Raw genomic sequence first — 7,012 nt, 5'->3', positions numbered from 1 at the left:
CTCGACTTCCTTCAGGAGCTGGCTGAGCTACACCTTAACAGAACAAAAAAACCTGTCCAAGGTTCGGAACCACTTCATTTCGTTGTGTTTTCCGGTGGTATTCGTGCTGTAGGAATAGTGATATGTATTCCAATCGACTGAGATATTTTTGATCTCAAAATTCTTTTCCTGTGGAAAATCCCTAAGTTCGCTCACGTCCTGAATCGGAACTAATTCGAATGCCGCAGCCTTGACATAAAATTGGCTCACGATCAACGGACAGGAGATTGCAAGCCATGCTAGCATGGCATTATTTTCATGACGATTGTTTGAGCGATTGGAGGTCTTGTAGATTTTAAGTGGTCGCCGCAGCCCAAGGTAGCTGACGAGATATGCGATAAACAATGGGAAAAACAAGTCCAGCGCTTCATCCTTTAGGCTGAGTAGTCCCAGCTGAAAATCGAATATCCGTCTGAGTCCGGTATAAGTTGAAAGCGTTGCTACGGATATCAGAATATACCTGAGATAAACATACCTCAGCTTTAGCATTCGATCTTTAGCTTTTGTATTCACAGACACTGTGTTTCAACCACTTCGACGCGCTCGGTAAGGTGGCATAGGCTAACCAGATCCTATGCTACTTGGCTTCCACGATCCGTTTACATTCATTGAGCAGAGTGAGCACCGATTTTCGTGCTTCATCACGACGGACCAGAGCATAGAAATCCACGCTAGGACCTGGATCCTTGAGGGGGATAAAACGCACATGCTGAGTCGCGATGCTCTCGACTTCACTCGGCATCAGGGAGAACACGTCGCTGGCTGCGATATGAGCTAGGGCGGTCAAGGGACCGTCCACTTGGCGAATTTCTGCTGGATTCACACCAGCGGTACGCAAGGCCTGGAGGATCAAGGCGTGGCGTCCAGGGAAGTTTTCACTGTCAAGGGATATCAGGGGTAGTTCCGCCAGCTCGCTCAATTCTAGACGCTCTTTCTTGGCCAATGGATGTTGAGCCCCCAAGACAATAACCAAGGGGATGCGCCACAGTTTAAATACATCGAATTCCTTTTCTAGCTCCGCGCAGATATGCCCGATAAAGGCGATGTTGATTTTTCCTGCGCGCAGAGCTTCTACCATCGGACCTGCATCCATTGGGTGAGGGGTAAGCTGTGTCGAGGCGAAGGTCTGACGAAACACATTTATGACATCGCCGACAAATGTGTCGTAAGAGGATGGTAGATAGCCGATATCGATCTGAGTTTCACAGCGGGCCGATGCCTCACGCATTTCCTTGAGGCCTTCTTCGATCGTTAGCAACGCTTCATCTACTCTAGGGATGAACGCTTCGCCTGCCGGGGTGAGTGCGATACTACTGGCATCGCGGAAAAAGAGCTTTTCGCCCACTGTATCCTCAATTTCCTTCACGGCTCGGCTTACCATAGACTGACTCACTCCGAGTCGACGTGCGGCTTTGCTGAAATTTAGCTCCTCAGCCACAGCGAGCAAGTAGTTGAGTTTTTTGAGGTCCATTCTGAATCAAGCAATGGATCTTGAGCGAATTTGCCAATGCAGATCCTGCATAGAGCGATGACAGATCTGGTATAAGACAAATCATCAATCGGTGATAAAATAGATCCATGATCAAAAACGACATTACCCTCACCAAACGCCCGTCCGAAAAACGGGGCCACACACAGATCGCCTGGTTGAATAGCCGGCACTCTTTTTCCTTTGGAGAGTATTGGGACCCCGACAACGTCGGTTTCCGCAGCTTGCGCGTAATCAATGAAGACAAGGTGGCTCCTGGCCAAGGCTTTGGAACCCATCCACACCGTTCAATGGAGATACTCTCCTATGTGATCGATGGCGAGCTGGAGCATAAGGATAGCCTAGGCAATGGACGCGTTATTAAAGGGGGCGAGTTTCAATATATGAGCGCCGGCAGTGGGGTGCTCCACAGCGAGTTTAACCCCCAGGCAGATAAATCTGCCCATTTCCTACAAATCTGGATCACGCCTCGTGAGCAAGGCGGCGAGCCGCGTTACCGTGACTTCGATACAGCCGAGCGTCGTGTCGAAAATGGGCTCTTCCTTCTAGCGTCGCCCGACGGAGAAAACGATTCGGCTGAAATTCGCCAGGATGCTCAGATCTTTTTTGGAGATCTGCGAAATGGAAATAGCTTGGCGGTGCCTGAAGATGCCCGTTTCCCCTACGCTTGGATTCAGGTTATCAAAGGAGATATCCAGATCGGCGAGCATGTATTAACTGATGGAGATGGTGGAGCTGTCGAGGCTACTGCTTTTGATATTGCAGCTAGCAGGGACGCAGAATTTATCCTGTTCCGTCTCAGCTAATCCAATACGGAGCGGAATAAGCGCATTCCGCTCCTTCTCCATGTTTTCTCAACTTAATACAAACACTGCTAGGAAATATACTATGGACGTAATTCAAGCTATCAATGAGCGGCGCTCAGTGAAACACTACGACCCCGAGCATGTCATGCCCGAGGCCGATCTCGCGGAGCTGATCCGCCTGACTAAACTCGCACCGTCTTCTTTTAATATGCAGAACTACCGGCTACTGGTGATCCGTGACCCGGAGCTGCTCAAACAAATCCGCGCGGTTGCTTGGGACCAGGCACAGGTTACCGACGCGAGTGTGCTCTTTCTAATGTGCGCGGATATTAAGGCGCACCTCGCTGATCCAGCCAACTACTGGGGGCACGCGCCACAAGAAGTTCAAGACATCCTCGGACCTATGATCAAACCCTTTTACGAAGATAATGATAAGCTCATTCGTGACGAAGCCATTCGTTCTTCAGCACTTGCTGGGATGACTCTCATGCTTGCTGCCAAAGGTCTAGGTTACGACTCTTGCCCCATGATCGGCTTTGACGGCGAGAAGGTGGCCGAACTCGTCAATCTGCCCCAAGGAACGATCATCAGTTTTATGATCCCTGTGGGTAAAGAGGCTAAGCCCGCTTGGGACCGCGGCGCCCGCCTGCCCGACGACCAGGTCGTAATTTACGATCGGTTCTAGAGTTAGGATCTCCCATTGGTTGGGGCAGCTTTACCTTCTTGGGACCCTGGCGAGAGCTGGTGTTCATCAAGTTATTTCAAAGCTGCCCCACAGTTTTTAACCACAGATTACGCAAATATTCACAGATCTATCTATATAGAAGAGATTTTGCGAAAAAGATAAGCGCGCACGGGGTTGCGCATATGGATACTTCACGAATCTGAAGGCCATCCATGCAAATGACAGCCCGCTACATGCTAAGCATAAATACCCAATAGCAGGACACTTATCTGCGTATTCTGTGGTGCAGCAAAATTCGAATCCTGATTGGATGTGGCTATGAAATTATATGTATATATTTGGTAAGATTGTAGAGGTTGGGTTAACACTTTTCTTTTGAGGTCACGAGCTCACCGGTTTTTGCGAATCGGCAATTCTTGTTAGCAATTTGGAATGCAAAAGCTCTGCGGGGTCTATCTGTATGGTTGATTTTACTGTGGTGTAGGAACTCGCGGTGAAAAATGACTGCATCCCCTGGGTTGAGGTCAGGTGCCGGTGTTGCGTTGGCTGGCTCGGCCGCACGTCGATGCCCCGGCTCTTTGTTCTCATTAGGCAGTCTTCCAAGAAGATGGGAGCGTGGAGCGATCCAGAGACCGGCATTTTCCTGAGTGATTGTATCCAAGGCAACGAATGCGTTGCACATGTGTCCAAGGACGTGGGTGTATTGGTTGTCCTGGTGCCAAGCGAGCCCATTGCCTCCGGGCATCACAACAGCATACATTCCGAGCCATAGCTCGAGTTCTCCGCCCATGAGAAGTTCGAGTCCTTCGATTACGCGGGTAGTATAGAGTTCCTTCTGAGCAGCTTCTGAAAAAGGGAGCCCTTTCCACTCTTTTCTACCAGCGAGGGTTTCGATTCCTGATTCGTATGAGGTATTGATGATATCGACGCTTTTTGAAGAGATGAAATTGCGCGCTACGATGTAGGCTTCGCGGTAAAATTCTCTGACATCCTCTTCTGTCATCACGAAAAGTGTTTTGCTAGGTTCTGGTAAGGTATTCATTTTATTGATTTATTTGATCTGAGAGTAGTCGAAAATAAATACAATATTGGTCTTTTAAATTCATAAGGATGAAACGATTTAATCAAAAAATTGACCTATTTGAGCATGGATTTCTATGACGATCTCAGATTCTTGTTTGGAGGTAAAAAACTCCAATGCAATGCGTGGATCGATAAGGTATTCTCCGATTACTATGTCTTAGATTATTGCGAGGCAGGGAGTTTTCTACACGCCGTCGGGGATGAAGAATTGGTCGAATTTACCGGCCCAGTAGCTTGGTTGACTTATGCCGGTCCGCGCTATCGCTTTGGATGGCCTCAGAAAGATAGAAGTTGGGTGCATCGATGTGTGGCCTTTTCTGGGGTCCGGGCGGATCGCTATCTAGCTCATGGATTATTTCCAGCGGATGTTCAAAGGATTCCCATCAAAGTTGAGGACCCGACGTTTTTTTCGCACAGGATGGATGAGATACTTACTCATATCGAATCTGAGCGGGGCTCCCATGTTAGAGCGGTTCAATGTTTGGAAGGCCTACTCTTCGAGCTACAACGGCCTCATCCCGCGAGCATGTCTGAGCTGTTTGAAGCGATCACAGGGATCAAAGAAGAGATAAACGCTGCGCCGGAGATAGACTGGGATTTCCGTCAGTTAGCTTCTCGGCTTTCGATTTCCTATCATCACTTTCGCCGCGTGTGGAAGGAGATGGTGGGACAACCTCCACAGGATTATCTCATTGCTCAACGCTTGGTCCTTGCGGCGCGACGCTTGCGCATGGAGCAGGTGCCGATCAAGCAGATTGTCTATGAATCCGGTTTTCGAGATCCCGCTTATTTTTGTCGTCGTTTCAGCCTGCGCTACGGGATGTCGCCCCGTGCGTTTCGTCATGAGTCACAGATCTGACTGAATTCGATTTTCCAGTGTCCAGCCCTTTGATTTCGTAATCTCTCCGGACGTCTACGGTGATCTTGCCCCAATATGAAGCCTGGACGCGGTTCTGATGTGCTTGGAATGACTCTGGTGAATCGAATGCTTCATAGACAGAGAATAGTCCCGCCTGATGGGGGTCCTCAGTTACTTGAAATATGAGGCATCCCGGCTCTGCAAGTGTGAGCTCCACGTGCTCGGGAAGAGCACCGCGCACCGCCTCCAGGTCTTTACCAGTTACGTAGATATACCCTCTCAGCACCACTTTTTCCATTTCAGGTATGCATCTCAGACTCCCAATTAAAGACAATCTGAAATAGGAAAAAACCGGTGTTGCCTAATATGAACTGTAGCCAAGCCGCTCTGTCGGCTCGCTAGTTTGGTTTCGATTTGAATTACGGTCACTTGACTTCGAGAGCGTTATAGCCAAAGCGAAATTACGCGGGCGACTTCACTGGGTACCCGGGCAGAACCAACTGCTACCAAGTTTTGTGAACAGACACCTCGGCATAGGTGCGGTCATACTCTTGGATAGCGACCACGGACTCGCTGGTGTCATACTGGACCAGGCCTTTCACCTTGAGTCCATTGGCAAAGCCTTTCTGTAGCGTGGCGATTCCAGAGTAAAGGATGTCATTGCGACTGATACCTTGTCCGCTCAACCAGTCCCCCTCGTAGCGGACAAAAGCGAGTGTGGTATCCAGGCCATCGTCGAATGCTTGGGCGTATTTGAAAGTCCATTTATAGTCTTCGTAGACACTGCCGCCTGTGTAAGATGGCTGAGCGTAGCGTGATACGATTGCTGTCAGTTTACCTTTTTTCCCGAGTTTTGCTGATACAGATCCAGCGGCGTAGAGTAGGGTGCGATCTTCATCAAACCCAGTGGCAGAGGTGCCATCGAATGATCTGAACTCGGGTCCAACTAGAAAATCTGCGCTGAACGTTTCGTTGACCTTGCCCGATACGCCAATGAGAAGGCGGTGGTAGGTGTTATCATATTCTAATGAGCTGCCCAGTTTTTCATCCTGGTCCTGCCACCCAAATTCGTATGCGGCACGCACGGAAGCCTCACCGAGGGCTTGCCAGCCAACTTCCAAACCTAGTGTTTGGTTGGAACGGTCAGAGTAATTGACGTAGCCGGTGGGCTTGTTGGGGTCGGATGATTCAAATGAACGCGTTTGGAAGTCGTGGAAATAACCATTGTAGCGGACGGTGCCATGGAGGGTTTCCGAGAAAGCGCGCGTGTAGGCGAGACTGAGTTTCGCGATGTAGGCGTCATGTCGATTTCTGCGGCCCACTCCCCCCAGGAAGGTGGCCCCGGTCCCTGGAAAAGAAGGACCAAGTTCATTGCCATCGATTACATGGAAATTTGCTTTGCCTTTAATGAGTCCGGAGTCGGGAGTGCCAGCTTTGCCTGATGCGGAAAAAATATAAGTTTGATGGCTTTGATCGTCAGTGTCGGCGTACTCGATTAATGTTGGAGCGAATGAAAGTGCTACTTTGGCGTTCTCAGAAGTATATGCCGTTTTGAAGTCGAGACCCGCTTTCCAGACAAGCGAAGATTCCTCGGCATTCGGTCCGGCGTCCTGGATGTAGACGTTGGTGTCGATCGCGATGCTAGCGTGAGTCTTTATTGTGGATTTCCAGCTGGAGGACTTCTCATTTGACTGTGCGGAGGCGTTGTTAGCTGCGCTCATGCACAGGCAGAAGAGGAGAGTATGTATTTTAATTATGGATACATTTTTCATAGCATTCTATCTAGGGTTTTGGATCCGCCATGAGCGGAACGAAAAAATCAACATCCAGAGGCTTTGCCGTGGCCCCCGACGGCTACCTTTAGACCATCCACCTGTTGCCGCACTTCGCGCGTTTCTGATTCAAGGTTTTGGCCTACCTCTGAAAACTCTTCAGCCGCCTCTCGAGAGTGCTCGATCGGTTCTATGAAATTGCTTCACAGCCATCCCATAAGACCTGATGGCGGAGATCAAACCTGAGTATTGATGGGCTGTAGCGGTTGATCGTGTCTA

Annotated in this window: 8 protein-coding genes; 3 read left to right on the top strand and 5 right to left on the bottom strand. The window is 49.5% G+C overall.

Going from position 1 to position 7,012, the window contains the following annotated elements; translation table 11 throughout:
- Nucleotides 1-27 precede the first annotated feature (27 nt).
- Together HRU10_14670 and HRU10_14665 are read right to left on the bottom strand one after the other, a co-directional pair.
- Nucleotides 28-552, bottom strand: a complete 525-nt coding sequence (locus tag HRU10_14670; GenBank protein ID NRA28476.1) for a hypothetical protein — start codon at nucleotides 550-552, stop codon at nucleotides 28-30.
- Between the two features lie 64 nt (nucleotides 553-616).
- The gene (locus tag HRU10_14665; GenBank protein NRA28475.1) at nucleotides 617-1,510 is read right to left on the bottom strand and encodes a LysR family transcriptional regulator; all 894 of its coding nucleotides are present in this window, start codon (nucleotides 1,508-1,510) and stop codon (nucleotides 617-619) included.
- A 107-nt stretch (nucleotides 1,511-1,617) separates the two neighbouring features.
- On the opposite strand from HRU10_14665, the gene HRU10_14660 reads away from it, so the two are divergent.
- Nucleotides 1,618-2,334, top strand: a complete 717-nt coding sequence (locus HRU10_14660; protein NRA28474.1) for a pirin family protein — start codon at nucleotides 1,618-1,620, stop codon at nucleotides 2,332-2,334.
- Nucleotides 2,335-2,416: 82 nt separating this feature from the next.
- The gene (locus HRU10_14655) at nucleotides 2,417-3,019 is read left to right on the top strand and encodes a nitroreductase family protein (GenBank protein ID NRA28473.1); all 603 of its coding nucleotides are present in this window, start codon (nucleotides 2,417-2,419) and stop codon (nucleotides 3,017-3,019) included.
- A 361-nt stretch (nucleotides 3,020-3,380) separates the two neighbouring features.
- Here the strand turns inward: HRU10_14655 and HRU10_14650 are convergent, their stop codons facing one another.
- Nucleotides 3,381-4,061, bottom strand: a complete 681-nt coding sequence (locus HRU10_14650; protein NRA28472.1) for a phytanoyl-CoA dioxygenase family protein — start codon at nucleotides 4,059-4,061, stop codon at nucleotides 3,381-3,383.
- Nucleotides 4,062-4,166: 105 nt separating this feature from the next.
- Between HRU10_14650 and HRU10_14645 the strand changes: the two genes are divergently transcribed.
- The gene (locus HRU10_14645) at nucleotides 4,167-4,961 is read left to right on the top strand and encodes a helix-turn-helix transcriptional regulator (protein NRA28471.1); all 795 of its coding nucleotides are present in this window, start codon (nucleotides 4,167-4,169) and stop codon (nucleotides 4,959-4,961) included.
- On the opposite strand, the gene HRU10_14640 is transcribed toward HRU10_14645, so the two are convergent.
- Together HRU10_14640 and HRU10_14635 are read right to left on the bottom strand one after the other, a co-directional pair.
- Nucleotides 4,906-5,259: an antibiotic biosynthesis monooxygenase gene (locus tag HRU10_14640; protein ID NRA28470.1), complete on the bottom strand. Its 354-nt coding sequence runs from the start codon at nucleotides 5,257-5,259 to the stop codon at nucleotides 4,906-4,908. The two genes, HRU10_14645 and HRU10_14640, sit on opposite strands and share 56 nt — an antisense overlap.
- 205 nt (nucleotides 5,260-5,464) lie before the next feature.
- Nucleotides 5,465-6,682, bottom strand: a complete 1,218-nt coding sequence (locus tag HRU10_14635) for a hypothetical protein (protein NRA28469.1) — start codon at nucleotides 6,680-6,682, stop codon at nucleotides 5,465-5,467.
- Nucleotides 6,683-7,012 lie beyond the last annotated feature (330 nt).

This window comes from Opitutales bacterium (assembly GCA_013215165.1).
GTDB lineage: Bacteria > Verrucomicrobiota > Verrucomicrobiia > Opitutales > JABSRG01 > JABSRG01.
Note: the sequence above shows the minus strand (reverse complement) of the source record. Positions and strands in the feature narration are given on the sequence as shown.

Coding starts and splice junctions, on each gene's coding strand:
- HRU10_14655 (NRA28473.1), top strand. CDS start 2,417: ATGGACGTAATTCAAGCTATCAATGAGCGGCGCTCAGTGAAACACTAC.
- HRU10_14645 (NRA28471.1), top strand. CDS start 4,167: ATGGATTTCTATGACGATCTCAGATTCTTGTTTGGAGGTAAAAAACTC.
- HRU10_14660 (NRA28474.1), top strand. CDS start 1,618: ATGATCAAAAACGACATTACCCTCACCAAACGCCCGTCCGAAAAACGG.
- HRU10_14650 (NRA28472.1), bottom strand. CDS start 4,061: ATGAATACCTTACCAGAACCTAGCAAAACACTTTTCGTGATGACAGAA.
- HRU10_14640 (NRA28470.1), bottom strand. CDS start 5,259: ATGGAAAAAGTGGTGCTGAGAGGGTATATCTACGTAACTGGTAAAGAC.
- HRU10_14665 (NRA28475.1), bottom strand. CDS start 1,510: ATGGACCTCAAAAAACTCAACTACTTGCTCGCTGTGGCTGAGGAGCTA.
- HRU10_14635 (NRA28469.1), bottom strand. CDS start 6,682: ATGAGCGCAGCTAACAACGCCTCCGCACAGTCAAATGAGAAGTCCTCC.